The 25,096-nt window shown below is 70.6% G+C and carries 27 protein-coding genes; 11 read left to right on the top strand and 16 right to left on the bottom strand.

What is annotated here, in order from left to right; genetic code table 11:
• Positions 1–13: 13 nt before the first annotated feature.
• Entirely contained in the window at positions 14–1,177 is a 1,164-nt protein-coding gene (locus LL946_RS18445; RefSeq protein WP_404383319.1) for a glycerate kinase, read from the top strand.
• Between the two features lie 118 nt (positions 1,178–1,295).
• The gene (locus tag LL946_RS18440) at positions 1,296–1,679 is read left to right on the top strand and encodes a HesB/IscA family protein (RefSeq protein WP_404383317.1); all 384 of its coding nucleotides are present in this window, start codon (positions 1,296–1,298) and stop codon (positions 1,677–1,679) included.
• A gap of 93 nt (positions 1,680–1,772) precedes the next feature.
• Here LL946_RS18440 and LL946_RS18435 read toward each other — a convergent pair whose 3' ends face one another.
• From LL946_RS18435 to LL946_RS18425, 3 genes are all read right to left on the bottom strand, one after another.
• On the bottom strand, positions 1,773–2,498 hold the full coding sequence (locus LL946_RS18435) for a flavodoxin family protein (protein ID WP_404383315.1): 726 nt from the start codon (positions 2,496–2,498) through the stop codon (positions 1,773–1,775).
• A 76-nt stretch (positions 2,499–2,574) separates the two neighbouring features.
• Positions 2,575–3,126: a hypothetical protein gene (locus LL946_RS18430; protein WP_404383313.1), complete on the bottom strand. Its 552-nt coding sequence runs from the start codon at positions 3,124–3,126 to the stop codon at positions 2,575–2,577.
• Complete coding sequence (locus LL946_RS18425; RefSeq protein ID WP_404383311.1) at positions 3,123–3,470, bottom strand: PadR family transcriptional regulator; 348 nt, start codon at positions 3,468–3,470, stop codon at positions 3,123–3,125. The genes LL946_RS18430 and LL946_RS18425 overlap by 4 nt, the downstream gene beginning before the upstream one ends.
• 156 nt (positions 3,471–3,626) lie before the next feature.
• On the opposite strand from LL946_RS18425, the gene LL946_RS18420 reads away from it, so the two are divergent.
• Together LL946_RS18420 and aat are read left to right on the top strand one after the other, a co-directional pair.
• The gene (locus tag LL946_RS18420) at positions 3,627–4,607 is read left to right on the top strand and encodes a carbohydrate kinase family protein (protein ID WP_404383309.1); all 981 of its coding nucleotides are present in this window, start codon (positions 3,627–3,629) and stop codon (positions 4,605–4,607) included.
• Positions 4,608–4,617: 10 nt separating this feature from the next.
• Positions 4,618–5,304, top strand: coding sequence for a leucyl/phenylalanyl-tRNA--protein transferase (gene aat, locus LL946_RS18415; protein WP_404383307.1), 687 nt, complete (start codon positions 4,618–4,620; stop codon positions 5,302–5,304).
• A 3-nt stretch (positions 5,305–5,307) separates the two neighbouring features.
• Here aat and LL946_RS18410 read toward each other — a convergent pair whose 3' ends face one another.
• Together LL946_RS18410 and LL946_RS18405 are read right to left on the bottom strand one after the other, a co-directional pair.
• Positions 5,308–5,568: a sulfurtransferase TusA family protein gene (locus tag LL946_RS18410; protein ID WP_404383305.1), complete on the bottom strand. Its 261-nt coding sequence runs from the start codon at positions 5,566–5,568 to the stop codon at positions 5,308–5,310.
• The gene (locus tag LL946_RS18405; protein WP_404383303.1) at positions 5,565–6,707 is read right to left on the bottom strand and encodes a cysteine desulfurase family protein; all 1,143 of its coding nucleotides are present in this window, start codon (positions 6,705–6,707) and stop codon (positions 5,565–5,567) included. Before LL946_RS18405 ends, LL946_RS18410 begins: the two co-directional genes overlap by 4 nt.
• A 60-nt stretch (positions 6,708–6,767) precedes the next feature.
• On the opposite strand from LL946_RS18405, the gene coxB reads away from it, so the two are divergent.
• The 3 genes from coxB to LL946_RS18390 are packed head-to-tail and all read left to right on the top strand — an operon-like array spanning position 6,768 to position 9,852.
• Positions 6,768–7,688 (top strand): cytochrome c oxidase subunit II, encoded by a 921-nt coding sequence (gene coxB / locus LL946_RS18400; RefSeq protein ID WP_404383301.1) that lies wholly within the window; start codon positions 6,768–6,770, stop codon positions 7,686–7,688.
• A gap of 31 nt (positions 7,689–7,719) precedes the next feature.
• Positions 7,720–9,444, top strand: coding sequence for a cytochrome c oxidase subunit I (gene ctaD, locus LL946_RS18395; RefSeq protein ID WP_404386949.1), 1,725 nt, complete (start codon positions 7,720–7,722; stop codon positions 9,442–9,444).
• Between the two features lie 3 nt (positions 9,445–9,447).
• Positions 9,448–9,852 (top strand): cytochrome c oxidase subunit 4, encoded by a 405-nt coding sequence (locus LL946_RS18390; protein WP_404383299.1) that lies wholly within the window; start codon positions 9,448–9,450, stop codon positions 9,850–9,852.
• A 79-nt stretch (positions 9,853–9,931) separates the two neighbouring features.
• Here LL946_RS18390 and LL946_RS18385 read toward each other — a convergent pair whose 3' ends face one another.
• The 6 genes from LL946_RS18385 to LL946_RS18360 all read right to left on the bottom strand — a co-directional run bounded on the left by LL946_RS18385 (position 9,932) and on the right by LL946_RS18360 (position 16,287).
• Complete coding sequence (locus LL946_RS18385) at positions 9,932–11,194, bottom strand: threonine/serine exporter ThrE family protein (protein WP_404383297.1); 1,263 nt, start codon at positions 11,192–11,194, stop codon at positions 9,932–9,934.
• 5 nt (positions 11,195–11,199) lie between these two features.
• On the bottom strand, positions 11,200–11,553 hold the full coding sequence (locus LL946_RS18380; protein WP_404383295.1) for a metallopeptidase family protein: 354 nt from the start codon (positions 11,551–11,553) through the stop codon (positions 11,200–11,202).
• A 197-nt stretch (positions 11,554–11,750) separates the two neighbouring features.
• Positions 11,751–13,562 carry a cytochrome bc complex cytochrome b subunit gene (locus tag LL946_RS18375; RefSeq protein WP_404383293.1) on the bottom strand — a complete coding sequence of 604 codons (1,812 nt, stop codon included), beginning with the start codon at positions 13,560–13,562 and terminating at the stop codon, positions 11,751–11,753.
• On the bottom strand, positions 13,559–14,689 hold the full coding sequence (locus LL946_RS18370; protein WP_404383291.1) for a Rieske 2Fe-2S domain-containing protein: 1,131 nt from the start codon (positions 14,687–14,689) through the stop codon (positions 13,559–13,561). Before LL946_RS18370 ends, LL946_RS18375 begins: the two co-directional genes overlap by 4 nt.
• A gap of 50 nt (positions 14,690–14,739) precedes the next feature.
• A complete protein-coding gene (locus tag LL946_RS18365) occupies positions 14,740–15,543 on the bottom strand; it encodes a c-type cytochrome (RefSeq protein WP_404383289.1) in 804 nt (267 codons plus the stop codon).
• A gap of 75 nt (positions 15,544–15,618) precedes the next feature.
• Positions 15,619–16,287, bottom strand: coding sequence for a heme-copper oxidase subunit III (locus LL946_RS18360; RefSeq protein WP_404383287.1), 669 nt, complete (start codon positions 16,285–16,287; stop codon positions 15,619–15,621).
• A gap of 87 nt (positions 16,288–16,374) precedes the next feature.
• Between LL946_RS18360 and LL946_RS18355 the strand changes: the two genes are divergently transcribed.
• Both LL946_RS18355 and trpD read left to right on the top strand, forming a co-directional pair.
• On the top strand, positions 16,375–16,845 hold the full coding sequence (locus LL946_RS18355; protein ID WP_404383285.1) for a hypothetical protein: 471 nt from the start codon (positions 16,375–16,377) through the stop codon (positions 16,843–16,845).
• A gap of 1 nt (position 16,846) precedes the next feature.
• The gene (gene trpD, locus LL946_RS18350) at positions 16,847–17,917 is read left to right on the top strand and encodes an anthranilate phosphoribosyltransferase (protein WP_404383283.1); all 1,071 of its coding nucleotides are present in this window, start codon (positions 16,847–16,849) and stop codon (positions 17,915–17,917) included.
• A gap of 106 nt (positions 17,918–18,023) precedes the next feature.
• Here the strand turns inward: trpD and LL946_RS18345 are convergent, their stop codons facing one another.
• From LL946_RS18345 to LL946_RS18335, 3 genes are all read right to left on the bottom strand, one after another.
• The gene (locus tag LL946_RS18345; RefSeq protein ID WP_404383281.1) at positions 18,024–18,302 is read right to left on the bottom strand and encodes an Lrp/AsnC family transcriptional regulator; all 279 of its coding nucleotides are present in this window, start codon (positions 18,300–18,302) and stop codon (positions 18,024–18,026) included.
• Between the two features lie 19 nt (positions 18,303–18,321).
• Positions 18,322–18,582: a hypothetical protein gene (locus LL946_RS18340; RefSeq protein WP_404383279.1), complete on the bottom strand. Its 261-nt coding sequence runs from the start codon at positions 18,580–18,582 to the stop codon at positions 18,322–18,324.
• A 64-nt stretch (positions 18,583–18,646) separates the two neighbouring features.
• Complete coding sequence (locus LL946_RS18335) at positions 18,647–20,362, bottom strand: DEDD exonuclease domain-containing protein (RefSeq protein WP_404383277.1); 1,716 nt, start codon at positions 20,360–20,362, stop codon at positions 18,647–18,649.
• A 119-nt stretch (positions 20,363–20,481) separates the two neighbouring features.
• Between LL946_RS18335 and LL946_RS18330 the strand changes: the two genes are divergently transcribed.
• Positions 20,482–20,739 (top strand): hypothetical protein, encoded by a 258-nt coding sequence (locus LL946_RS18330; protein ID WP_404383275.1) that lies wholly within the window; start codon positions 20,482–20,484, stop codon positions 20,737–20,739.
• Between the two features lie 23 nt (positions 20,740–20,762).
• Positions 20,763–21,773 carry a hypothetical protein gene (locus LL946_RS18325; protein WP_404383273.1) on the top strand — a complete coding sequence of 337 codons (1,011 nt, stop codon included), beginning with the start codon at positions 20,763–20,765 and terminating at the stop codon, positions 21,771–21,773.
• A gap of 48 nt (positions 21,774–21,821) precedes the next feature.
• Here the strand turns inward: LL946_RS18325 and LL946_RS18320 are convergent, their stop codons facing one another.
• Positions 21,822–23,195, bottom strand: coding sequence for a hypothetical protein (locus tag LL946_RS18320; protein WP_404383271.1), 1,374 nt, complete (start codon positions 23,193–23,195; stop codon positions 21,822–21,824).
• Entirely contained in the window at positions 23,188–24,978 is a 1,791-nt protein-coding gene (locus LL946_RS18315; protein ID WP_404386947.1) for an AMP-dependent synthetase/ligase, read from the bottom strand. The genes LL946_RS18320 and LL946_RS18315 overlap by 8 nt, the downstream gene beginning before the upstream one ends.
• Between the last annotated feature and the right edge of the window lie 118 nt (positions 24,979–25,096).

The following is a 25,096-nucleotide window of genomic DNA, read 5'->3' as shown; positions in this document are numbered from 1 at the left end:
TACCGTGCGTGCCGTGCACGTCGTCATCGCCCCGGACTGCTTCACCGGAACCCTCACCGCGACCCAGGCGGCCGAGGCGATGGCCGCCGGCTGGCACGACACCGCACCACGGGACGCGCTGACCCTGCTCCCGCTCTCCGACGGCGGTCCCGGCTTCATCGACGTGCTAGGCCGCTCGCTGGAGGGTGACACCGTCGCCGTCACGGTGAGCGACCCGCTCGGCCGCGAGGTGCCCGGAGCGGTCCTCGTCGTCGAGCGCGACGGCGGGCGGACGGCATACGTCGAGTCCGCCCAGGCCGCAGGCCTGCACCTGCTGGCCGCGGACGAGCGCAACCCGGCCCTCACGAGCACGTGGGGGGTCGGTGAGCTCCTGCTGGCCGCCCTCGAGGAGAAGCCCGACCGGGTCGTCGTCGGGCTCGGGGGCAGCGGCACCAACGACGCCGGTGCGGGCCTGCTGGCCGCCCTCGGTGCGGGTCCCGCGCACGACCTCGCGCGCGGTGGCCGCGCCCTCGCGACGGCGCCCGACGACGCGCTCTCCGGTCTGCTGGCGGTCCGCGAGCAGCTCCGAGAGGTCGACCTCGTCATCGCGACCGACGTCGACAACCCGCTGCTCGGCTTCAAGGGCGCGAGCGCCGTCTTCGGACCCCAGAAGGGAGCCACGCCCGAGGTCGCCCAGGAGCTCGAGGGTGCCCTCGGCCGCTTCACCGAGATCGTCGCCCGCACCCTCCCCGAACCCTTGGACCTGCTGTCGGGCGCCCCGCGCCGGCTCGAGCGCGAGCCGGGGGCCGGTGCCGCCGGAGGCCTGGGCTACGCCCTGCTCCTGCTCGGTGGGCGACGCGTGAGCGGTGTCCAGCTCGTCCTCGAGTCGGTGGGCTTCCACGACGTCGTGCGGGGGAGCGACCTCGTCATCACCGGTGAGGGCACCTTCGACTGGCAGAGCCTGCACGGCAAGGTCGCGTCCGGCGTCGCCGAGGCCGCGCTCGAGGCCGGCCTGCCCACCGTCGTCCTCGCGGGGCAGGTCCTCGTGGGCCGTCGCGAGACGATGGGGCTCGGGATCAGCGGCACGTATGCCGTCGCCGAGACCCCCGAACAGCTCGACGCGGCCCTGCTCGACCCGGTCGGAACCCTGCGCGCCAGGGCGGCTCGGGTGGCCAGAACGTGGTCCGCTGGTCGGTGATGTCGCCCGGTGGACGTATCCTGAGGTGACGTTCGGGAACAGATCGCGGTCGCCGGCAGTTGCGACCTCGTGCAGGACCACAGACCACCCGAGCCCCGACGCATCACAGGAGTCACCCATGAGCGAGCTCGACACCAAGACTGAGACGTCCGCCGACACGGCCGCCGAGGCCCCGGCCCACGGCGTCCTCCTCACCGACCTGGCTGCCGGCAAGGTCCGGTCGCTCCTCGAGCAGGAGGGTCGTGACGACCTCCGCCTGCGCGTGGGCGTGCAGCCCGGTGGCTGCTCCGGCCTCATCTACCAGCTCTACTTCGACGAGCGCTCGCTCGACGGTGACCTGGTCCGCGACTTCGACGGTGTCGAGGTCGTCGTCGACCGGATGAGCGGTCCCTACCTCGAGGGGGCCACGATCGACTTCTCCGACACCATCGAGAAGCAGGGCTTCACCATCGACAACCCCAACGCGGGCAGCTCCTGCGCCTGCGGCGACTCGTTCAGCTGAGTCGACACCACGGCATACCGAAGGGCCCCTCACCACGGCGGTGAGGGGCCCTTCGCCGTATGCCGTCCCGCACCGGGGTGCAGCCGCCTCGCCTCAGCGGTACTCGGGGTTCGGGTGGTCGAAGTTCGCGCCCTGGTCCCACTTGACCCGCTCGTTGCCGCCGGGAGGGAAGCCACCCTGCTCCTTGAGCAGCCACGCGAGGTGCATGAGGTTCCACGTCATGAAGGTCGTGTTGCGCTGGGTGAACTCGTTCTCCGGACCACCGCTGCCCTCGTCGAGGTAGGACGGGCCCGGCCCTGCCTCGCCGATCCAGCCGGCGTCGGCGTTCGGCGGGATCGAGCAGCCGAGGTGCTGCAGGCTGTAGAGGACGTTGGACGCGCAGTGCTTGATGCCGTCCTCGTTGCCGGTGATGATCACCCCGCCGACCTTGCCGTAGTAGATGTACTGGCCCCGGTCGTTGGTCAGGCCGCTCATGGCGTAGAGGCGCTCGATGACCTGCTTGGTGACGCTCGAGTTGTCCCCGAGCCAGATCGGGCCGGCGATGACGATGATGTCGCTGGCAAGGACCCGCTCCCAGATCTCGGGCCAGGCGTCGCTCTCCCAGCCGTGCTCGGTCATGTCGGGGTAGACGCCGGTGGCGATGTCGTGGTCGACGGGGCGCAGCACCTCAACCTCGACCCCGTGCTTCTCCATGATCGCGGTGCTCACGTCGATGAGCCCCTGCGTGTGGCTCTTCTCGGGCGAGCGTTTGAGCGTGCAGTTGAAGACGATGGCCCTCAGGCCCGTGAAGTCGGCGTCCTGCCAGCGGGGAGTGTCCATGCCCTGCACTCTGCTGGGTCGATGCTGCCGCAGACAAGACCCGCGACGCCTGGTCCCGCTCGGGTCGCGGACCGGGTCAGGCGCGCCCGCCGCCGGCGGTCGGCGCCCCGGTCAGGGCGGCTGGCCGTCGACGACGCAGGAGCCGCCACGGCTGGGCGACGAGGAGGAACGCGAGCATCGGGCCGGCGAGCAGCTGCCACAGCGGCGAGATGCTCGCTTCGAGGACGCCGGGGGAGGACTGGACCGTGAAGGTCGTGCCGAACCACGGGAAGGGGCTCACGTCGACCGCCTGCGTCGATCCCGTGGCCTCCACCGCCTGGACGAGGTTGAGGCTCGTGATCGCCAGCCAGACCAGGAGGACCAGGAGGGTCCCCGCCGCCCACATGAGGCCCTGAGACCACCTCGGACGGGACGGGTCGGCGTCGGTCGCGGCATACGCGAGCTCCTTGGGGGAGCCGATGCCGAAGAGGGCCGCGGTCGTGCCCACGTCGGCACCGGCCTCGGTGAGGTTGGCGCGGAGTTCTCGGCGCAGGTCCCTGCGACGAGACCCGCCCACGCCACGCATCTCGAGCCAGAAGTCGTAGCGCAGGATGGCGGACTCGATCCGGAGCCGGTCGATGGTGTTCATGCGTTCTCCCCTGGACGAAGCGTGGTGGCGGTCGCCGTGTGCACGGACTGGACGAGGTGCTCCCACGCCGTGCGCCGGGTACGGAGCTCGGTGTGGCCGGCAGCGGTGAGGCGGTAGTACTTGCGGGCGGGCCCCGAGTCGCTGCGGACGAGGTGGGACTCGAGGAGGCCCGCTGACTCCAGCCGGGTCAGGCCGGGGTAGACGCTGCCCTCGGCGAGGTCCTCGAACCCGGCTGCCCGAAGCTGCGTGACGAGGCCGTAGCCGTAGTTGTCGCCGGTCGACAGCACGCTCATGAGGAGGAGCCCGAGGACTCCCTTGAGCATCTGCGGGTCGTGGGCCGTCATGGGTTCACTGTGATGGCCAGTACTGTGCAATGTCAAGTACTTGCGACTGCGGAGTGGCGCAGCCGCGAGCCGCAGCCGCGAGCCGCAGCCGTGAGGCGCAGCCTGCGCCGCAGCCGGGATGGGGGCGTGGTGACTGCGACGGGGTAGGTTGCCGACGTGCGCATCGCAGTCACCGGGTCCATCGCGACCGACCACCTCATGACCTTCCGCGGCCGGTTCGCCGACTCCCTCGTCGTCGAGCAGCTCGACAAGATCTCGGTGTCGTTCCTCGCGGACACGCTCGAGATCCGGCGCGGGGGAGTGGCAGGCAACATCTGCTTCGGCATGGCCGCACTCGGCCAGCGGCCGCTCCTCGTCGGCGCCGCCGGGGAGGACTTCGGCGACTACCGCAGCTGGCTGACCCGTCACGGCGTGGACTGCAACCACGTCCACATCTCCGACTCGCGGCACACGGCCAGGTTCGTCTGCACGACCGACGACGACATGGCCCAGATGGCGACGTTCTACGCCGGCGCGATGAGCGAGGCCAGGCTCATCGAGCTCGGACCGATCGCCGAGAGCGGCCTCGACCTCGTCCTCGTCGGCGCCAACGACCCCGAGGCCATGCTGCGCCACACCGACGAGTGCCGGACGCGCGGACTCACCTTCGTCGCCGACCCGTCGCAGCAGCTGGCGTTCGCCGACGGACCCTTCATCCGCAAGCTCATCGAGGGTGCGGACTACCTCTTCACCAACGAGTACGAGGCGCACCTCACCGAGCAGAAGACCGGCTGGAGCGCCGACGACATCGCGGCCCAGGTGACGACGCGCGTCATCACCAAGGGCAAGGACGGCGCCGTCATCGTCACCCGCGGCGAGGACCCGATCGAGGTGCCCATCGCGCGCGAGACCCGCCGGGCCGACCCCACCGGTGTCGGCGACGGGTTCCGTGCGGGCTTCCTCACCGGGCTCTCCGCAGGGCTCGAGTACCGCCGCTGCGCCGAGATCGGCTCGCTCCTCGCGACCTACGTCCTCGAGACGGTCGGGACCCAGGAGTACGTCCTCGACACGTCCGCGTTCCTCGACCGCCTCGCCCAGTCCTACGGAGACGAGTCGGCCGCCGACGTCGAGCCGCACATCACGTGCGCGAGGCCCTGACCGCACGGCCGTGACCGTCCCGTTCCCCCCGACCGAGCCGCCCCCGAGCGAGTGGGCCCTGGGCCACCTGCGGCCCACCGAGGGTGAGGACCTCGTGGCGGCAGGTGCCGACCTGGCTCCCGGCACCCTGCTGTCCGCCTACCGGGCCGGACTGTTCCCGATGGGCCTGGGCGACCACGGCACGCGGCCGATCGGGTGGTGGTCACCGGAGCCGCGCGGCGTCCTCCTCCCCGGGGACTTCCGCGAGCGGCGATCGCTCACCAAGTCGAGGGCGCGCTTCGAGGTCCGCGTCGACACGGCGTTCTCCGACGTCATGCGGCGCTGCGCCGACCCCGAGCGGGAGGGGCGCTGGATCACGGACGAGGTCGTCACGGCATACACCGAGATGCACCGGCTCGGCTGGGCGCACAGCATCGAGACCTGGCGCGACGGGGAGCTCGTGGGCGGCCTCTACGGCATCGCGATCGGTGGGCTCTTCGCGGGGGAGTCGATGTTCCACTCGGTGCGTGACGCCTCCAAGGTGGCCCTGGCGGCCCTCGTCGACATCGTCGGCGCGGACGGGGACGAGCGACGCATCATCGACGTGCAGTGGAGCACCGAGCACCTCGAACGCCTGGGCGTCGTCGAGTGGCCACGCCGGCGCTACCTCGAGGCGCTGGGTGAGGCGTTGACGGCTCCCGACCTCGACTTCGGCTGACGGTCAGCCGAGGACGACGACGTATGCCGTGTGCCCACCTCGTCGTTCGAGTGCCACCGTGTGGCCGCGCATCCGGGCCCACGCCGGGATGTCGGCCTCAGCGGCCGGGTCGTCGGCGAGCACGTGGAGGGTGCTGCCGGCGGGCAGGTCGCGGGCGAGGCGGGCGAGCCGGATGACGGGCAGCGGGCACGTGAGCCCACGCGCGTCGAGGTCAGGACCCGGTCCAGGGGAGATGGTGGGCTCGGGCCCGACCTGTGGGCTCACAGGTCGCTCACCCCAAGCCTGTCCCTGAGGCCGGACACCACGGCCGGGAGCTCGCGGCACAGCGCCTCGACGTCGTCGGCGCGATCGGGCCGGACGGCGGCGAGCGGAAGGGTGACGCGGACGTTGCCGTGCGTGAGCACTCCCATGGCCCTGAGGACATGGCTGGGCTCGAGCCGGCTGGAGGTGCAGGCCGACCCGGACGCCACGACGACCCCGCGCTCGTCGAGCGCCTCGACGATGCTCTCGCCGTCCACGTAGAGCACGCTGAAGGTCACGACGTGGGGCAGCCGGTCGTCGGGGTCGCCCACCACCTCGACGTCGGGGACGGCGGCTGCCGCGGCCCGGATGCGGTCGGTGAGGGCGCGGGCCGAGATCGCCTCCTCGTCGCGTGCGTGGACCGACTGCTGCCACGCCTCGGCAGCGGCGAGGGCCAGTGGCACCCAGGGGTCCTCGACCTCGCGGCCGTGCTCCGGCTCCCAGCGGGGTCCCGGCAGGCCGAACCGCGTCCCCGTGCGGACGGCCACGACACCCAGCGGGGGACCGGCGACCGTCGAGGCGTCGCCGACGAGGACGTCCCATTCGTCTGGCGTCTCGACGCGCCCGAGGGAGGCTGTGCCGTCGACGAGGAGGGGGACGGACGCGGCCCGGCACACGTCGTGCAGCGCGGTGACCGGCTGGATCGTCCCGACCTCGGCGTTGGCGTGCTGGAGCGCGACGAGGGCAACCGGGGCGTCGCCGGGGGCGTCCGGCCGAAGGGCGATCGACAGGGACTCGGGGTCGACCCGGCCCAGGCGGTCGACCGGGAGGAGGGTGCCGTCCGGGTCGGCCTCGAGGGCCTCCTGGATGAGCACCGCCCGGTCGACCGCGGAGGTGACGATCCGCGTGGCGGCGCGCCGTCGGGCGTGCTGCAGCCCCGCGACCCCGACGCGCAGCGCGTGGGAGCCACTCGGGTGGAAGGACAGCTCGTCGGGTCGGGTGCCGAGCGACGCGGCGAGGCTCTCGCGGGCCCGGTCGAGGAGGTGGCGGGCCCGGCGTCCCTCCCGGTGGAGGCGCCGGGGATCGGCCCAGCCGGCGTCGAGAGCGGCGAGGAGGGTCTCTCGGGCAGCAGGGTGCAGAGGGCTGCGGAGGGCGTCCAGCACGCCTCGACCGTAACTCCACCCGTCCCTTCGAAGCTCCGCACCATGCACTAGTGTTTCCTCGTGTTCCAGCAGACGACGCAGGAGGGTGCCACGGTGCCTCAGCACGACCACTTCAACCCCCGCTCACGCGGTCGCCGAGTGGCCCTGTGGGCCGCTGTGGCCGTGGGTGCGATGGTGGCGCTCAGCGGATGCGAGCTGGGTGAGTTCAAGGACGGCTACCTCCCCAGCGGAGTGACCGAGAACTCCGAGCGCGTGCGCGACCTCTGGATCGGCGCCTGGATCGCCCTCTTCGTCGTGGGGGCGCTCGTCTGGGGCCTCATCGGGTGGTGCGTCGTGGCCTACCGACGACGCCGCGACGACAACGAGCTTCCGGTGCAGCTGCGCTACAACGTGCCGCTCGAGATCCTCTACACGATCGTCCCGATCTTCATGATCGCCGTCTTCTTCTTCTACACCGCGCGTGACCAGACCACGCTGCTCGATACCAGCGAGGACCCCGCGGTCACGGTCAACGTCGTCGGCAAGCAGTGGTCCTGGGACTTCAACTACGTCGAGGACGACGTCCACGAGGTCGGCACGCAGGCGATCCTGACGGGCACGCCCGGCGCCGAGGAGACCATCCCGACGATGTACCTCCCGGTCGGTGAGCGCACCGAGTTCGTGCTCACCTCCCGCGACGTCATCCACTCCTTCTGGGTGCCGCAGTTCCTCCAGAAGCTCGACATGATCCCGGGCAAGGTCAACAAGTTCCAGGTCGTGCCGACCGAGGAGGGCACCTTCAAGGGCAAGTGCGCCGAGCTCTGCGGTGCCTACCACTCCCAGATGCTGTTCAACGTCAAGGTCGTCCCCCGCGCCGAGTTCGACGCGCACATGGCCGACCTGAAGTCGCGGGGTCAGACCGGAATGCTCGGGACCGACCTGAACCGCGAGGATCTCGTGCCGGGCGAGCAGCAGAAGCTGCCCGAGGAACTGAGGAACTGACCAGATGAGCGCCGCAACCGAATCCCGCACGATGCTTCGTGGGCGAGAGGCCGTCCGTCACCCGCGGGTGTCCCCGGGGGCCACCGTCGTCAAGTGGGCCACGACGACCGACCACAAGGTCATCGGCAACCTCTACTTCATCACCTCGTTCGCCTGGTTCCTCATGGGTGGCCTCATGGCGCTCATCATCCGGGCCGAGCTCATGCAGCCGGGCATGCAGGTCGTGGACAACCCCGACCAGTTCAACCAGCTCTTCACCATGCACGGCACGATCATGCTGCTGCTCTTCGCGACGCCCCTGTTCGCGGCGTTCGCCAACGCGCTCATGCCGCTGCAGATCGGCGCGCCCGACGTGTCGTTCCCGCGGCTCAACATGTTCGCCTACTGGCTCTACCTCTTCGGTGGCCTCATCGCCGCCGGCGGCTTCCTCACCCCGGGTGGAGCCGCAGCCTTCGGCTGGTTCGCCTACACGCCGCTGTCGGACGCGTCCTACAGCCCGGGCATGGGCGGCGACCTCTGGGTCTTCGGTCTCGCGCTCGCCGGCTTCGGCACGATCCTCGGGTCGGTCAACTTCATCACGACCATCCTGACGATGCGCGCCCCCGGCATGACGATGTTCCGGATGCCGATCTTCGTGTGGACCGTGCTCATCACCTCGATCCTCGTGCTCCTCATCTTCCCGGCCCTGGCCGCCGCGCTCTTCGCGCTCGGCGCCGACCGCCGGTTCGGCGCGCACATCTTCGACCCCGACAGCGGGGGCGTGATGCTGTGGCAGCACATCTTCTGGTTCTTCGGCCACCCCGAGGTCTACGTCATCGCGCTGCCGTTCTTCGGGATCATCTCCGAGATCCTCCCGGTGTTCTCGCGCAAGCCGATCTTCGGCTACAAGACGCTCGTCTACGCGACGATCGCCATCGCGGCCCTCTCGGTCTCGGTCTGGGCCCACCACATGTACGGCACTGGCCAGGTCCTGCTCCCGTTCTTCGCGATCATGACGATGCTCATCGCGGTGCCCACGGGCGTGAAGTTCTTCAACTGGATCGGCACGATGTGGGGCGGCAAGGTCACCTTCGAGACCCCGATGCTCTGGGCCATCGGCTTCCTCGTGACCTTCCTCTTCGGCGGGCTCACCGGCGTCATCCTCGCCAGCCCGGCCCTGGACTTCCACCTCACCGACAGCTACTTCGTCGTGGCGCACTTCCACTACGTCGTTTTCGGGACGGTCGTGTTCGCGATGTTCGGCGGGTTCTACTTCTGGTGGCCCAAGCTCACCGGTCGGATGCTCGACGAGAAGCTCGGCAAGGTCCACTTCTGGATGCTGTTCATCGGCTTCCACACGACCTTCCTCATCCAGCACCTGCTGGGCATCTGGGGTATGCCGCGCCGCTACGCCGACTACCTCCCCGAGGACGGCTTCACCGTCGCCAACCAGATCTCGACCGCTGGTGCCTTCCTTCTCGGCGCCTCGATGATCCCCTTCTTCTACAACGTCTGGAAGACGTGGCGCTACGCGCCGCTCGTCGAGACCGACGACCCGTGGGGCTACGGCGCCTCACTGGAGTGGGCGACGTCCTGCCCGCCGCCGCGGCACAACTTCAACTCGATCCCGCGGATCCGCTCCGAGCGCCCGGCGTTCGACCTCAACCACCCCGAGGCCGCGCCTGCTGGCTATGAGCGCAGCGGTCTGGTGCGGGCCATGGGCCCGGCCGACCTCGGCGACGAAGCGATGTCCTCGACGAAGAAGCAGGAGCACTGACCCATGCTGGCGATGGAACGGATCGGCTACCTCCTCGGGGTGTTCGCCGCATCCATGGCGGTCATCTACGGCGTCTGGAACGGGTGGACCGAACCCGTCGGCGTCGTCGGGCTGACGCTCGGTGCGCTCCTCGGCTTCATGATCGGCGGCTACCTCAACATCACCCGTCGCAAGCTCGAGGGCGTCCCTCCGGAGGACGACCCGCTCGGCGAGATCAGCGACATCGCGGGTGACTACGGCTTCTTCAGCCCGCACAGCTGGTGGCCGCTCTTCCTGGCGCTGACCTCGGCGCTCATCTTCCTCGGGCTCGCGGTCGGCTGGTGGATCGTGGCGGTGGGTGCGTTCTTCGCCGTCCCCGCGCTCATCGGCTGGGTCTTCGAGTACTGGAGGGGCCCGCACGCCCTCTGACCCTCGGGTCTGCAGCAGAACGACGGGACCGGCCGCGTCTGACGACGCAGGCCGGTCCCGTCGTTCTGGGACGGAGTGCTCACCTCGTCAGGCGTCGGGTGCTCATCAGACGTCTCAGGTGGGGAAGCCCCAGCCGACGCGCGAGCTGACGCAGCGGAGCGGCCAGGGCCGCTCCGACAATGACGCCGAGGGCGATGGCGGCGACCACCGCCACGACGTCCACGAGGGCAATCGCCGCCTCCCCCGGACCGACCTCGAACTGGGCCAGCGAGATCAGGCCCAGTGAACCCGGGACGAGCAGCCAGAAGCTCGGGAGGAAGGCCACCATCCGCGGCAGCTCCGGCCGGACGTACTCCAACAGCGTCGACGCCAGCGCGGCCACGGCCCCGCCGACGAAGGCGCCGGCCCAGCGCTCGTCGACGAGCGTCAGCGTCAGGGACTGTGCGGTGAAGGTCGCCAGGATCGCACCGCCCAGCCACGGCAGCTGGCGCACCGGGACGGACTCCAGCAGGGCGATCGCGATGGTGACGACCGCCAGTCCGACCAACGGAGCCCACCATCGAAGATTCGCGGGTGACGTCGTCTCCAGCAGGCCGTCAGGTCCGCCCACGAGGGCGAGGGCCGCCCCGACGCCCAGGACGAAGAGGAGCAGCTGCACCAGGCCGAAGGCCAGGCGCGAGCTCCCCGCCACCATGGCGCCGGCGGCGAGCTCGGTCAGCCCGGTGACGATCAGCGCACCGGGAAGCAGCACGGCGATCGGTGCGACGAGCGTGCGCAGCGGTGCGTCCAGCCAGCCCTGACCCGCGGCGAGGAAGGCCAGCAGGGCCACGGCGAAGCCCGCCAGGAACGGCGTGAGGGTGCGCAGCGCTCGACCTCGGCCGGCGAGCAGCAGGAACAGGGGAGTCAGCGGGGCCACCACGACGGTGAAGAGGAACGACGCGAGCGCCGGAGCCAGGATGAGCCCGATCCCGATCCCGGAGAGCACGCCCCCGCCGACGAAGCCCGAGGTCCGGTAGCGGTGCGGTTGGGCGCGAAGGCGGGCCAGCTGGTCCAGCGCGTCGTCGGGGGTGCTCCGCCCGGAGCTCAGTCCGGATCGAAGGGCAAGGACGTCGGCCAGCTGGTCGAGGCGCAGGCCGCCGTCCACCTGCTCGAAGGTCGCCGGCTCACCGGATCGCAGGGAGACCATCAGTCCCGTCGGGGAGCAGGCGATCTGGGCGCTGGGGTGTCCGAGGGACGAGGCGAGGTCGCGGACGTCCTCCTCGACCTCGTGGACGGGCATCCCGCCCGCGAGAAGCCCTGCCCCCATCCACGCCAGAAGACGTCGGTCGCGTGCCTCACTCACCCTCGTCAGCCCCAGCCGAGGTCGTGCAGCGCCGCGTCGTCGATGCCGAAGTGGTGGGCGATCTCGTGCACCACGGTCACGGCGATCTCCTCGCGCAGGTCCTCGAGGTCGTCGCACATCCGCGTGAGCGGCCCCCTGAACAGCGTGATCCGGTCGGGAAGGTTGCCCAGGCCCCACCCCGCGTCGCGCTCGGTCAGGGGGATTCCATCGTAGACGCCGAGGAGGTCCGGGTCATCGGCGGGAGGCTCGTCCTCGACGAGGAAGACGACGTTGTCGAGCATGGCCATGAGCTCTTCGGGCACGTCGTCGAGAGCCTCCTCGACGATCGACTCGAACTCCTCGGGCGCAATGGGATCCACGGCCCAACCCTGTCACGCCACGCCCCAGCCTGCGACGCCGCCGGGCCGCCTGTCGGGCAGTCCGATGAGCTGTCTCGGCCAGCTCGTCCCGCGCGCCCCACCGGGCGAGCTCACCGCAGACACGAAGCGGCCCTCCGGACGAGGTCCGGAGGGCCGCTTCGATGAGTCGGCCTGAGTTCAGCGGCCGAGGGGAGGGGTCACTCCCTGAGCCGGCTGGCGCTGCCGATGCCGCGACCGGCATCGGTGTCGGCACCCAAGCCGCCCCTGCCACCGTCGCCGTCGCCGTCGCCTTCGATGCCCTCGTAGTCGAAGGGCGCTTCGAGAGCCTCCGCGTGGTGGCCGTCGTGGTGGGCCGCCGCCAGCTCGGCCGGCGTGACCGGGTTGACCGCGTCCTTGAAGTAGAAGTGCGAGAGCTTGGCACGCAGGCGGTCCTTGCGGGCCGCGGGACGCGCCACGCCGTTCTCGTCGTACTCGGGCTCGAGCTGGAGGGGTGCCACCGGCTCGTGCTGGACGAGGATCCAGCGATCGTGGTCCGAGAGCTCGTCGTGCCGCTCGTGGAACGAGCCGTCAGCGCCGCGGATGATCCGGCCCGACTCGCGGGAGTGCAGTGCGAGGTCGCGGTCACGGCGCTGCAGGCTCAGGCAGATCCGCTTGGTGACCCAGAAGGCCAGCGGCGGGAGGACGAAGAGCCCGATCCGGAACACCCAGGTGATGTCGTTGATCGACATGCCGAGCTTGATGGCGATGATGTCGTTGCCCGCGGCGAACATGAAGATCGAGTAGGCGACGATGCCGGCCATGCCGATGCCGGTGCGCGTGGGGTTGTTGCGCGGCCGGTCGAGCAGGTGGTGCTCACGGTCGTCACCGGTGACCCAACGTTCGACGAATGGGTAGGCGCCCAGGACGATGTAGACCAGCGGGAGGAGCACGAGCGCCCCGAGTGCGATGTTGAGCGACATGGTGAAGCCGAGGGCGCTGAACTCGAGCCAGCCCGGCAGGAGGCGCAGGGCCCCGTCGTAGGCGCCCATGTACCAGTCGGGCTGCGAACCGGCGGTCACCGGCGACGGGTCGTAGGGACCGTAGGCCCAGATCGGGTTGATCGTGAACAGGGCCGAGATCGCCGTGATGATGCCGAAGACGATGAAGAAGAACCCACCCGCGGTGGCGGCATACACCGGCATGACGCGGTGACCGACGACGTTGTCGTTGGTCCGGCCGGGACCGGGGTACTGGGTGTGCTTGTGGACGGCGACGAGCACGACGTGCGCCACGAACAAGCCGACGAGGATCGCCGGGATGAGCAGGACGTGCGCGGCATACAGGCGGGGGATGATCGCCTCACCCGGGAAGGGGCCGCCGAAGATCGCGTAGGCGAGGTAGGAGCCGATGACCGGTGCCGTCTGGACGAAGCCCTCCATGGCGCGGATACCGGTGCCGGAGAGGAGGTCGTCGGGGAGCGAGTACCCGGCGAAGCCCTCGATGGCGGCCAGCAGGGCCATGACGGTGCCGATGACCCAGTTGAGCTCGCGCGGCTTGCGGAAGGCGCCGGTGAAGTAGACCCGGAACATGTGCACCGTCAGGCCGACGAGGAACATCAGTGCGGCCCAGTGGTGGATCTGGCGGATGAGCAGGCCGCCCTTGATGTCGAACGAGATGTCGAGCGTGGACGCGTAGGCCTCCGACATCTGCTGTCCACGCAGGGGGACGTAGGAGCCGTCGTAGATCGTGTGGCCGGCGCTCGGCACGAACCAGATCGTGAGGAGCGCGCCGGAGAGCAGGCAGATGATGAGCGAGTACATCGCGATCTCGCCCAGCATGAACGACCAGTGGTGCGGGAAGACCTTGCGCAGGAGGTAGTTGACGCCCTTGGCTCCGTTGGTCCGGTCGTCGATCCAGCCCGCGACACCTCCGACCTTGCGCGCGACGGCGCTGGGAGCGGGGGTCACGTCCTCGTCACCGTCACGCAGACGGTCGGCGGGGCGGCCGGCAGGAAAGGTGTCGGTGCTCATGCGGAACCACGCTCCCAGAAACTCGGCCCAGGGGCTTCCTTGAACGGGCCCTTGGAGATGAGGTAGCCCTCATCATCGACGGTGATCGGCAGCTGGGGAAGAGGCCGCTTGGCCGGGCCGAAGATCACCTTGCAGTCCTGCGTCACGTCGAACGTCGACTGGTGGCAGGGGCACAACAGGTGGTGGGTCTGCTGCTCGTACAGACCGACGGGGCAACCGACGTGGGTGCAGATCTTGGAGTAGGCGACGATGCCCTGGTGGCCCCAGTCCTTCTCCTTCTGGGACTTGATGTCGTCAGGGTCGAGACGCATGACGATGACGGCAGCCTTGGCCTTCGCCTCGAGGATGTGCTCCTCGAGGTCGAGCAGGCCCTCGGGCATGACGTGGAAGACCGACCCGATCGTGACCTCGCTGGCCTTGATGGGTGTGTTCTGCGGGTCGCGCATGAGGCGCAGCGGCTCGTTGGGGTACTTGCCGTCCTCCTCCTGCTCACCGTTCCAGAAGCTCACCGAGAGGTCGTCCCCGGGCATCGGACCGAGTCCGCCGATGAGCGGCAGGACGACCGGGACCGCGAAGAGACCGAGGGCGCCACCGAGGGCGTACTTGATGAGGGGGCGGCGCGACAGCTGCGCGTTCTCGTCGCCGTCGGAGAGGATCTGCACGAACTTCTTGCGGTCCTCGTCGGCCGAGCGCTGCGGGTGCCGCATCTCGACCTCCTCGTGGTCGTTCATGAGCGTCTTGGCCCACTGGACCGCGCCGAGCCCGATGCCGAGCAGCGACAGCGCCATGCAGATGCCGAGGACGACGTGGACCGCGTTGGTCCGACCGGTGCCGGGGACGAACACGGTCGCCTCGGAGTCGATCGCGAAGTACGCGACGATGAAGCCGAGCGTGCCGAGGATCGACATGACGAAGAGCCCGCCGACGATGCGCTCGGCGCGCTTGGCGGCGGCCTCGTCGAGGTCCGCGCCACGCACGGCGTGGGGCTCGAACCCCGGGTTCTGGAAGCGCGCAGGGATGCCGCCGTCTCCGACGACGTGCCCCTGGTCGAGGCGAACTGCACTGGAGCCGAACTCACCCGTGGGGGTGACCTCGCCTCCGGTGGGGTGGCTGTCCTGCTCGTTCATCGGATGATCGATCCTGTCGACGGAGAGTGGGAAGCGGTGGCCGGCATGGCTCAGGCGGACTTCTGCCCGAGCCAGACGGCGGCAGCGACGAGCAGGCCCAGACCGAAGAACCAGGCGAACCAGCCCTCCGTCACCGGGCCCAGGGAACCGAGGGCGTGCCCGCCCTGCTGGGGAGCCTCCTCGATGGACTTGAGGAAGGCGATGATGTCGCGCTTGTCCTCGGGGGCGATGTTGCCGTCGTTGAAGACCGGCATGGACTGCGGGCCGGTCTCCATGGCCTCGTAGATGTGCTTGGACTCGACACCCATGAGCGAGGGCGCGTACTTGCCGCGGGTCAGGGCTCCGCCGGACCCGGCGAAGTTGTGGCACATGGCGCAGTTGACGCGGAAGAGCTCGCCACCCTTGGCCGGGTCGCCCTGGGACGCGTCGACGTCCTCCTCGGACGGGACGGCCGGACCGGGGGCCAGGGACGCGATGTAGGCGCCGACCTGGTCGATCTCCTCCTGGCTGAACTGCACCTCGCCGCGAGGCGCCTGGACCGCGGGTGCGCGCATCGGCATGCGACCCGTGCCCATCTGGAAGTCCACGGCCGCGGCGCCGACTCCGGCGAGCGCGGGTCCGGCGATCTTGTCGCCGTTGCCGGTCGCACGTCCCTCGGCGTTGACGCCGTGGCAGGACGCGCAGTTGGCCTGGAAGAGCTGCTTGCCGGCGTCGACGTCCTCGGCCGAGCTCGTCTCGGCCTTCGCCGGCTGCGGCGCGACCGCGGCATAGGCGAAGCCGGTCACGAGGAGGCCGAGCATGAGCAGGATGGCGATCGCTGCCGGGTGGCGGCGGCGGGCGGCCAGTGCGTTCACGGCGTGGGTCCTGTCGGGGTCTCGGGGATGTGTGGTCCGGGGGAGCAGGTCAGGCTAGTCGGCAGGGGAGACACCTCACTTCAGCAGGTAGATCATCGCGAAGAGCGCGATCCACACGACGTCGACGAAGTGCCAGTAGTACGAGGTGACGACGGCGCCCGTCTCCTGCAGGTGGGTGTAGCGGCGGGTCGTGAAGGTCCGCCCGATGATGAGGAGGAAGGCGATGAGGCCGCCGGTGACGTGCATGCCGTGGAAGCCGGTCGCGAGGTAGAAGATCGACGCGTAGGAGTCGGTGCTCAGCGTGATGCCCTCGTGGACGAGGTGGGCGTACTCGTAGACCTGGCCCGCGATGAAGATCGAGCCGAAGACGTAGGTGAGGACGTACCACTCACGCATGCCCCACTCCTTGACGGCGAGGAGCGAGCCGGTGCGCGCGACCTGCCCTGCCTCGGCCTTCCAGACGCCGAGCTGGCACCACACCGAGGAGACGACGAGCACGATCGTGTTGGCGAAGGCGAAGGGCACGTTGAGCTGCGCTGCGCGCTCGTCCCAGAGGTCGGGGAGGTTGCCCCGGAGGGAGAAGTAGAACGCGAAGAGGGCTGCGAAGAACATCAGCTCACTCGCGAGCCAGACCATCGTCCCGACCGCAACCATGTTGGGACGGGTCGCCGGACCGTAGTCCGGGATGCTGGGAACCGGACCGGACACTCGAGTCGTTGCTTCTGCAGTCGCCACGAGCGTCATTATGTCGTCAAACCCTGTCGAGCGCTGCACCGACCCCGGCTTTGGTGGTGTCCGGTCCACAATTGGCGCGTGGCTAGGATGAGGGGCATGACCTCAGCGCACGCGGCCCCCCACGCGGACCACCTCGCGACGGCGGGGACGGCCCCCACTTCAGGTGCCGAAGTCCACCAGGTGGCGGTCCTCCTCTACAGCGACGACATCACCACGCGCGACGCCGTGCGCGCCGCCGCCGGCCGGCGCCCCGCGCGCGACGTCGAGGTCACCCGATGGCTCGAGTGCGCGACGGCGTTCGCCGTGACCGAGGCGCTCGACGCCGGCGGCTGGGACGTCGTCGTCCTCGACGGTGAGGCGGCCAAGAACGGTGGCCTGGGCCTGTGCCGCGAGCTCAAGAACGAGATCTACGACTGCCCGCCCGTCCTCGTGCTCACCGGTCGCCCCCAGGACGGCTGGCTCGCCGCGTGGTCGCTCGCCGACGACGCCGTGCCGCACCCGCTCGACCCGATCAAGGTGGCCGAGGCGATCGCCGGCCTCGCACGCCGGCGCAGCTCGGCCCGCTGACGTGGGGGCCACGGTCCCTCCGGGCCCGACCTGGCCCGACCTGCTGACCCGGCTCCTGGCCCGCGAGGACCTCTCGCTCGAGCAGTCGCGCTGGGCGATGGACCAGATCATGAGCGGCGAGGCGAGCGTCGCCCAGGTAGCCGGCTTCCTCATCGCCCTGCGCTCGAAGGTCGAGTCCGTGGCCGAGGTCCGCGGGCTTGCCGACGTCATGCTCGAGCACGCCCGTCGGATCGACGTGCCGGGCGAGAGCATCGACATCGTCGGCACGGGCGGCGACCGCTTCGGGACCGTGAACATCTCCACCATGTCGTCGGTCGTCATCGCGTCGACCGGCCTGCGCGTCGTCAAGCACGGCAACCGCGCGGCCTCCTCCAAGTCCGGCTCCGCAGACGTCCTCGAGTCCCTCGGGGTCAACCTCACCCTTACCCCCGAGCAGGTGCGCCAGGTCGCGCTCGACGCGGGGATCACCTTCTGCTTCGCGCAGACCTTCCACCCCTCGATGCGCTTCGCCGGGCCGGCGCGCGCCGAGCTCGGGGTCGCCACGGCGTTCAACCTTCTGGGCCCGCTGACCAACCCCGCACAGCCGACGTATGCCGCGGTCGGCGTCGCGGACGCCCGTTTCCTCTCGGTCATCGCTGGGGTCTTCGCGGACCGGGGGACGACGGCGGCGGTCTTCCGCGGTGACGAGGGGCTCGACGAGATGTCGATCGCCGGCCCGACCACCCTCCTGTGGGTGCGCGACGACGCGCTGACCGAGATCTCGGTGCACCCGTCCGACGTCGGGCTCGACGTCGGGACCATCGACAGCATCAAGGGCGGACTGGCCGACGAGAACGCCGAGGTGGCTCGTCGCGTGTTCGCCGGCGAGCAGGGCCCCGCCCGCGACGCCGTCCTCCTCAACGCGGGGACTGCCCTGGCCGTTGCGGCCGGCGCCGACGGCCTCTCCGATGCCGACATCCACGAGGCCATCCGGCTCGGCATCGCCGCCGCAGCCCGGGCGATCGACTCGGGTGACGCTGCGGCCCAGCTCGACCGCTGGGTCACGGCCAGTCGCGAGGCCGCGTCCGCCTGAGCGCGTCCGCCTGAGCGGATGGGTCGCCGGCCGGGCCAGCGCTCCCGCGCCGCCCCGATGCGGCTCGGGACGGCATACCCGGCTCGGGTTTGCCGGGTTCGGGGGTCTACTCGAGACCGAGGCTGAAGGCCGCCTCGAGGTCGTGCTTCGAGTAGGTCTGGAAGGCGATGTGGGTGGCCGTCCCGGTGACGCCCTTGACCTTGTTGAGCCGGTCGGCGATGACGCTCGCGAGCTCGTCGTGCTGGCGCACGCGCACCATGGCGATGAGGTCGGCGTCACCGGCGACCGAGTAGACCTCGCTCACGCCGTCGAGCTCGGCGACCTCCTGGGCCACCTCGGGGATCCGGTCGACGTCGGCAGTGATGAGAACGATGGCTGTGATCACGTCTCGCAGCGTAGTCGGCTCACTCCTCGACCCAGAAGTTGTCGTGCGCGGCCATGAACTCCTCGCGCTCGTCGTCGGCCATCGCCGCGACCCCGCCCCCCTGCGCCAGACCCTCGAAGTACGGCTCCCGCGGCGCACCGGGGGCGAAGTGCAGGAGCATCGTGGCCGGTCCGTCCTCGTTGCGGAAGCCGTGCAGCCCACCGGGAGGGACATGGAGGGGGTTCACCCAGGCCGACCTCTCGCCGGACTCACCCGTGTAGAGACGCGGGGGATAGGACACTCACACCACTCCTCGGCTTCGAGAGCGCGGTGGCGTCATGCCACCGCCGACGACGCGAGCGAGCCTAGGCCGACCGGAAGCCCGCGGCGAGGCGACGGGACGTCTCGACCGGCTCGAGCTCGTGGCGCACCCCCGTGGCGCCGCCGACCGGGCAGGTCCACTCGCCGTCGATGTCGACGAGGCGCACTCCGGGCGCGTCGAGCCAGCGCAGGATCCGCTCGCTCTCCTCGGGCGTCGCCGCCGTGGCGGGGGAGAGCGAGGCCGGCACGACCTCGGCGCTGGCTCGGAGCGCCTCGACGTAGGGCATCGGGTCGGCTCCGCGAGGTGCCACCGTGCTCCCGGCGAGGCGACCGTGCCGGATGCACATGACCTCCCAACCGCCGGTCTCGCTGCGCCGTGCGGCCACGAGCTCGGCGGTGCGTGCGAGCGGGTCGAGCCGCTGGGCGCGGGAGGCGCCACGCACGAGGCTGATCATCCGGTCGCGCACCACCCCGGCGTCCTCGAAGCGCTCCTGCTCGGCGAGCCGGTCCATCCGCTCGCGCCAGGTGGAGACGGCCCGGCGGGCGTCGCCGGCGAGGAGCTCGACCGCCTCGGCGACGACGGCGGCGTACTCCTCGACGCTCTGGGCTCCCGTGCAGGGGGCACCGCACCGACCCATGTCGGCTAGGGCGCACGCGGAGCGGGGCTTCGTGGCCGACAGCCGCTCGAGGCACTGGCGCAGCGGGAGGACCTCGTGGACGCCGGCCACTGCGTCGTCGGCGGACCCGCGCGACGCGAACGGCCCGATGTAGCGGGTGCCGTCGTCGGCGACGTGGCGCACGATCGACAGCCGGGGGAAGGGCTCGACCGTGAGCTTGACCCACCAGGTGCGCTCGGGGTGTCTTGACCGGCGGTTGTAGCGCGGCTTGTGCTCGGCGATGAGCCTCAGCTCGCGCACCTCGGCCTCGAGCGCCGTCGCACAGACGACCGGGGTCACCGACTCGGCGATGCGGACCATCTCGGCCATGCGGCGTCGCTGCTCGGACGCCGTGAAGTAGCTGCGGACGCGGGTGCGGATCGACACCGACGTGCCGACGTAGAGGACTCGCCCCTGCGCGTCCTTGAACATGTAGACCCCCGGCGCCTCGGGCAGGCCGTCGGCGAGGTGTCGCTTGCGGCGGGTGGCTGCGGGCACCTTGGCGGAGTAGGCCTTGAGCTCCTCGAGCGAGTGCACCCCGAGCGAGCCGACGCGGGCGATGAGCCCGTGGAGCACGTCGACGGTGGCCCGGGCGTCGTGGAGGGCACGGTGGTCGGGGGTCGTGGAGGCGCCGAACAGCCGGGCGAGGGAGGCCAGCCGGTGGTTGGGCACCTCGTCCCGGCTCACGAGCTGTCGGGCCAGGTGCACCGTGTCGACGACGGGGAAGCGCGGCCAGTCGCGGTCGGCGCGCGCGCACGCCGCTCGCAGGAAGGAGATGTCGAAGCCGGCGTTGTGGGCGACGAGCACGGACCCGGCCGCGAACTCGAGGAACGCCACGAGGGCCGGCTCGACCCGGGGGGCGTCGCGCACCATCGCGTCGGTGATGCCGGTGAGGACCGAGATGAAGGCGGGGATCGGCTCGCCGGGGTTGACGAAGGTCTGGAACTCCCCGAGCACCTCGCCCCCGCGCACCCTGACCGCACCGATCTCGGTGATGCCGCACTCGCTCGGGCTGCCACCGGTGGTCTCGAGGTCGACGACGACGAAGGTCACGTCCGACAGGGGTGTCCCCAGTTCGTCGAGCGTGCCCTGGACCATCCGCATGCGAGCGAGGCTAGGTGCGTGGTCCGACAGCCCGGCGGAGGCGGTGCGGCGCGGCGGTCGCGAGGCACTGTCGGTGGGGTCTCCTAGCGTGGTGGCAACCCGATGAAAGAGGTGATGACATGACCCACGACCTGACTCACGACAGCCTGACCATCGTCTGCTCGCGCTGTCCGGTGCGCGACCTGCACTGCGGTGACTGCATGGTCACCGCCCTGCTCGACCCCCAGTCCATGGGGCTCGGCAGCGACCTGCCCCTCGACACCGACGAGCGGGCCGCCGTCACGGCGTGTGTGCGCGCGGGCCTCGTCACGGCCGAGTCCGCCGCGACCGTCCGCTCCCAGCGGGTCCCGTTCGCCCTCGGGCGTGCCGTCGGCTGAGTGCCGTTTGACACGATGGGTCCGTGCCCCCGACCGACCTGACGTTGCGTATGCCGTGGCGCACCTCGCGTGCCCGTCGCGCCCTCGCCGTCACGCTGGTCTCGTCGGCGCTGGTGCTCACCTCCGCGTGCGACCGTGACGCAGCCACCCCGGCGCCCAGTGCCACCGTGGCCCGGCCGACGGGTCCCGAGACCGCCCAGCCCGCCCCGACCGCCCTGCCCACCCTCGCCGCCTCACCCCCGGCCGGCGCCGAGTCGCCCAGCCCGCTGGCCGGAGCCCGCACCGTCCGGGGCCGCGCCAGCACCGTGACCGGCACCCTCGACGAGGCGACGCTCACGGCATACGCCGCGATGGCCGACCGCGCCGTCGCGGAGGTGTCGAAGCGCTGGAAGCGCCCGTGGCCACGTCGCGTGACCGTCGTCGCGCCGGGCGACGCCACCGCCTTCCGCGAGCAGGTCGGGCGGGCCGACGACCTCGGTCAGGTCGCCGCGATCACCGACGGCCCGGTCGGTGCCGACGGCCGTGCCACGGGGGACCGCATCGTCCTCAATCCCGACGCCTTCGCCCGGCTCACGCCCGAGGGTCGCCAGTTCGTCCTCACCCACGAGTCCACCCACGTCGCCGTCCGCAGCTCGCTCGCCGGCGCTGCCCCGTTGTGGCTCACCGAGGGCTACGCCGACCACGTGGGCTACGCCGCGTCGGGGCGGCGCAAGGCCGACCTCGCGGCGCCGCTGCTGGCCGAGGTGCGCGACGGCGCGGGTCCTCGACGTCTGCCGACCCAGGCCGACTTCGACCCGAGCCAGGGCGAGATCGCACCGAGCTACCTCGCGTCCTGGCTCGCCGTGGACCTCATCGCCCGTCGTCACGGCGAGGCGAGCCTGCAACGGTTCCACGAGGCGTCCACGGTGACGAGCTCCTCCGCCGCCGCCGACACGGCGATGGACCGGGCCTTCGTCGACGTGCTCGGCACGACCAGGGCGGCGTTCACGAAGGCGTGGCTGTCCGAGCTCAACCGGCTGGCCGCCCCGAGGTGACCGCGATCGACGGCGTCAACCACTTCGGCCCCTGGCTCTGGCCGGACGTCATCGCGGCTCTGGTGAGCTCCGAGGACTGACCGCGCGCTCCCGGGGTGGCACGGCGAGCGAGACCGCGACGAGTGCGGCGCTGAGCCAGAACTGGTTGTAGAAGGCCTGCTTGTTGACGAGGTTGGCCGCCAGCAGCACGAACGCGAACCAGCGCAGCAGCTCGTCGACCTCGGGCTGGCGGCGGTGGATGAGCCCCGCCGCGACCCCGAGTGCACCGAGCACGACGAGGCCCGTCACCCAGAACGGCAGCGTCACGCCGTGCTCGTTGAGGAAGTAGAGGTACCAGGTGTTGGCGAACCGGATCGGGTGGAACCCGACGAGCAGGGTGACGGTGTCGTGGACGAAGTCCGACGGTGAGGCCAGGAACCACGGAGCGATGAGGACCCCGGTGAACGCCCCAGTCGCAACGGCGCGACGGGGGCCGAACGGCCGCCACAGGAGTAGCAGCGGGAGCAGCAGGGCCAAGTGCTGCTTGCTCGCGCAGACCAGCGCCAGCGGCACGACGGCCCACCACGCGTGGCCGCGACGGACGAGCACGGCCCACCAGACGATGCCGGCAGCCAGCAGCGGCTCGGTCCACGCCTGGTCGACCTGGGTGAGGGTCCCGGGTGCGACGACGAGAACGGCGACGGGCACCGCGGCCCGGAAGGCGGTGACGCAGGCGCTGCTCGGGGCGTCACCCTCTCGCGGGCGGGCCAGCGCCCAGATGCCCACGAAGAGCACGACCGACCAGAACGCGATCGCCCACCGGACGTCGCCGCCCAGCCACCGGCCCGGCGCGAGCAGCACGGTCGTCCACGGGAGGTAGGTGAACGCGTCCTGGATCCCGGGGGAGTCGGTCCAGCTCATGTCGTAGAAGTTCTCGCCACGGGCGAGCGCGTCGCTCGCCTGCTGGAGCGTCACCCAGACGTCGATCTTCGGAGCCGGGTCGCCGATCGTGGTGATCGCCGCCGTGACGACGTGGCCGACGACCGCGAGCCCGTATGCCGTCCGCGCCAGCGCCGCGCTCGGCCGCGCCAGGAGCGCGGCGCAGCCCACCCCGACGACCGTCAGGGTGGCGAGCGCCGCCGTCAGCGAGCCGTCTCGCAGGTAGCTGAAGAGCGGCACCGACCACGTGATAGCCACCGACGCCAGCAGTACGACGGGGACCAGCCACGGTGGGGCAGAACGGATCTCGGTGCGACGCCACAGCCAGACACCGAGCCCGATCGCGCCCACCGTGAGGGTGAGCACGATCGGGACGCGGAACCGGACGACGCTCCACTGGAGGACGCCGAGGCAGGCGAGCCACAGCACAGCCAGGACGACGGCATACGACGTCATGCTGGTGGTGCGCGTGGAGGAGGTCGAGCGCGAGGTGGGGTCAGCCACCGTAGAGCGCATCGACCTCGTCCGCGAAGTCGCGCATGACGACGTTGCGCTTGAGCTTGAGCGACGGCGTCAGGTGGCCCGACTCCTCGGTGAAGTCGGCCTCGAGTACGGCGAACTTGCGGATCGACTCGGCCTTGGAGACGGCGCTGTTGGCCTCGTCGACGGCCTTCTGCAGCTCGGCGAGGACGGTCTCGTCGGTGCGCGCCTTGGCTGGGGTGATGCCCTCGAGGCCGTGGTTGGCGGCCCACATCGGCAGCATCTCCTCGTCGAGGGTGAGCAGCGCTGCGATGAACGGCTTCTGGTCACCGACGACGATGCACTGGGACACGAGGGGGTGGGCGCGCAGGCGGTCCTCGAGGACGGCGGGGGCGACGTTCTTGCCGCCGGCCGTCACGAGGATCTCCTTCTTGCGGCCGGTGATCTTGAGGTAGCCGTCCTCGTCGAGCTCACCGATGTCGCCGGTGTGGAACCAGCCGTCGCGGATGGCTTCGGCCGAGGCATCCGGATTGTTGCGGTACGTCGCGAAGACGTTGACGCCCTTGACGAGGATCTCGCCGTCCTCGGCGATCCGGACGGTGGTGCCGGGGAGCGGCGGGCCGACGGTGCCGACCTTGAGGCGCTCGGGCAGGTTGACGGTGATCGGCGCGGTCGTCTCGGTGAGGCCGTAGCCCTCGAGGATCGTCACGCCGATGCCGCGGAAGAAGTGGCCGAGGCGGGTGCCGAGCGGGGCGCCACCGGAGACGGCGTACTGGACTTTGCCGCCCATGGCGTCACGCAGCTTGCCGTAGACGAGCTTGTCGAAGACGGCGTGCTTGGCCTTGAGGCCGAAGCCGACCGAGCCGGACTCCTTGGCCTCGGACCACGCGATGGCGGTCTCGGCCGCCTTGGCGAAGATGTTGCCCTTGCCGCCGGCGACGGCCTTGGCCTCGGCCGAGTTGTAGACCTTCTCGAAGACGCGCGGCACGGCGAGGATGAAGGTCGGCTGGTAGCTCGCGAAGTCGTCGAGGAGGGTCTTGATGTCGGCCGAGTGCGCCATCTTGGCCCCGGAGGCCACGCAGAGGACCTCGATGAAGCGGGCGAAGACGTGGGCGAGGGGGAGGAAGAGCAGCGTCGAGGCGCCTTCGCTGCTCACGACCTCCTTGAGCTTCTCGACGGTGTTCTCGGTGAGGTCGAGGAAGTTGCCGTGGGTGAGCTCGACGCCCTTGGGGCGGCCGGTCGTGCCGGACGTGTAGATGATCGTCGCGGTGGAGCTGCGGTCGACGTCGGCGCGTGCGGCCTCCAGGGCGGCGTCGTCGGTGGCGGCACCGGACGCGGCGAGCGTGTCGAGGTCACCGTTGTCGATGACCCAGCTGTGGGCCAGCGTCGGCAGGTTGCCGGACACCCCGACGAGGGCGCTCTTGTGCTTCTCGGTCTCGAGGACGACGCCGACGGCGTCGGAGTCCTTGAGGATCCACTCGACCTGGTCGGGCGAGGAGGTCTCGTAGATCGGCACGGGGATGGCGCCGGCGGTCCAGAGGGCGAAGTCGGTGAGGGTCCACTCGTAGCGGGTGCGGCACATGATGCCGACGGCGCTGCCGGGCGTGACGCCGGCGGCGAGGAAACCCTTGGCGAGGGCGTCGACCTCGTCGGCGAACTCCTTGGCCGAGACGTCGCTCCAGCCGGAACCGGCACGCTTGGCGAAGACGGCCTTGCCGGGGTTGTCGCGGCGATGGCGGGCGGGCAGGTCAGCCAGGCTGCCCTCGGTGGTCGCGGGGGCGAGGGCGGGAGTGGACTTCTCGTGCAACGTGCTCTCCTTCGGCCGACCGATCGACGTCATCGTCAGGGCCTGGTCACCAGCGGTTGTGCGACAGACGCGACATCTGCCGTACTCCGATCCTAGAGGTAGCGACGGTTGGGTAACC

It is taken from the genome of Knoellia locipacati, assembly GCF_044791685.1.
In the GTDB taxonomy this organism is placed as follows: domain Bacteria; phylum Actinomycetota; class Actinomycetes; order Actinomycetales; family Dermatophilaceae; genus Knoellia; species Knoellia locipacati_A.
This window is presented reverse-complemented; position numbering and strand designations above follow the sequence as displayed.

Coding starts and splice junctions, on each gene's coding strand:
- LL946_RS18440 (WP_404383317.1), top strand. CDS start 1,296: ATGAGCGAGCTCGACACCAAGACTGAGACGTCCGCCGACACGGCCGCC.
- LL946_RS18435 (WP_404383315.1), bottom strand. CDS start 2,498: ATGGACACTCCCCGCTGGCAGGACGCCGACTTCACGGGCCTGAGGGCC.
- LL946_RS18430 (WP_404383313.1), bottom strand. CDS start 3,126: ATGAACACCATCGACCGGCTCCGGATCGAGTCCGCCATCCTGCGCTAC.
- LL946_RS18425 (WP_404383311.1), bottom strand. CDS start 3,470: ATGACGGCCCACGACCCGCAGATGCTCAAGGGAGTCCTCGGGCTCCTC.
- ctaD (WP_404386949.1), top strand. CDS start 7,720: ATGCTTCGTGGGCGAGAGGCCGTCCGTCACCCGCGGGTGTCCCCGGGG.
- LL946_RS18390 (WP_404383299.1), top strand. CDS start 9,448: ATGCTGGCGATGGAACGGATCGGCTACCTCCTCGGGGTGTTCGCCGCA.
- LL946_RS18375 (WP_404383293.1), bottom strand. CDS start 13,562: ATGAGCACCGACACCTTTCCTGCCGGCCGCCCCGCCGACCGTCTGCGT.
- LL946_RS18370 (WP_404383291.1), bottom strand. CDS start 14,689: ATGAACGAGCAGGACAGCCACCCCACCGGAGGCGAGGTCACCCCCACG.
- LL946_RS18360 (WP_404383287.1), bottom strand. CDS start 16,287: ATGACGCTCGTGGCGACTGCAGAAGCAACGACTCGAGTGTCCGGTCCG.
- LL946_RS18355 (WP_404383285.1), top strand. CDS start 16,375: ATGACCTCAGCGCACGCGGCCCCCCACGCGGACCACCTCGCGACGGCG.
- LL946_RS18335 (WP_404383277.1), bottom strand. CDS start 20,362: ATGCGGATGGTCCAGGGCACGCTCGACGAACTGGGGACACCCCTGTCG.
- LL946_RS18330 (WP_404383275.1), top strand. CDS start 20,482: ATGACCCACGACCTGACTCACGACAGCCTGACCATCGTCTGCTCGCGC.